The 1,298-nt window shown below is 63.7% G+C and carries 1 protein-coding gene; it reads left to right on the plus strand.

Features of this window, described 5'->3' with window-relative positions; all coding sequences use genetic code 11:
• Positions 1 to 120: 120 nt before the first annotated feature.
• Positions 121 to 1,298: AAA family ATPase (locus ACOVRJ_RS09260; RefSeq protein ID WP_422043569.1), on the plus strand; the 1,178-nt coding region annotated here is incomplete at its 3' end.

Raw genomic sequence — 1,298 nt, forward strand, 5'->3', positions numbered from 1 at the left:
CGAGGAGCCGTGCCGAAGCCATGGCGCGGTGCTGCTCTGCACCGCGTTGCCGTTTATTCATTTATTTCGTATCTTAGTAACTTACGATAAGATCGCAAATGTCTACATAAATCACCGTCCATGGACTCCATCCGAAACCCGTTTGTCCCGAGCGCAGGCACGCCACCCGTCGAACTCGCCGGCCGCGACGCACTACTCGAGCAGATGCGTGTCGCGCTCCAGCGCGCTCGGCTCGGTCGCCACGCCAAGAGCGCGATGTTGATCGGCCTGCGTGGGGTGGGAAAGACGGTGCTGCTCGATCGAATCAGAAGCGATGCCGAGGCAGCGGGCATCCACACGATCCGAATCGAAGCCCCGGAGGGAAGATCCCTGCCTGCGATCCTGGCACCTCAACTGCGTCAGGCGCTGCTGAGGCTGAGCAACATTGCCGCGGCCAAGGACTACGCGATCCGTGGCCTGCGCGCGCTCGCCGGCTTCGCTGGAAAGATGAAGATCAAGTATCAGGATCTTGAGGTCGGCCTGGACTATGAACCGGAGCCCGGCTTGGCCGACAACGGCGACCTCGAGCACGATCTGCAGGCCCTGTTCGAGCAGGTGGGCAAGGCGGCGAGGGCTGCCGGCACTGCCGAGGCAATCTTCATCGACGAACTGCAGTACGTCGAGGAGGACCAACTGGCGGTCCTCATCACGGCGATGCACCGCATCGAGCAGCTGCAATTGCCGGTCGTGCTCGTCGGTGCCGGCCTGCCGCAGCTGCGTGGCCGGATGGGCAACGCCAAGTCCTATGCCGAGCGTCTGTTCGACTTCCCGGAGATCGGCGCGCTGCCGCGGCCTGCGGCCGAACGCGCAATCCGCGTGCCCCTGCAGAAGGAAGGGGTCGCCATCGACGCAGCGGCGTTGGATCGCCTGGTCGATGTGACACGCGGATACGCGTATTTCCTGCAACAGTGGGGCTTTCATACGTGGGAGCAGGCGGCCCACACACCGATTGGCATCGATGCAGTCGAGCGCGCTTCGGGCAGTGCCGTGGCGGCACTCGATGAGAGTTTCTTCCGTGTGCGCTTCGACCGGCTGACACCGAAGGAAAAGCGCTACCTGCGCGCAATGGCCGAACTGGGACCCGGTCCGCACCGTTCCGGGGACATCGCCGCGTGCTACCCGGCCAAGGTGACGTCGCTCGCGCCAACTCGCAGCTCGCTGATCTCCAAGGGGATGATCTGGAGCCCGAACCATGGCGACACCGCGTACACGGTCCCGATGTTCGACGAGTTCATGAAACGCATCATCCCCGAGGCGGA

Source organism: Roseateles sp. (assembly GCF_049240545.1).
In the GTDB taxonomy this organism is placed as follows: Bacteria; Pseudomonadota; Gammaproteobacteria; order Burkholderiales; family Burkholderiaceae_C; genus Paucibacter_A.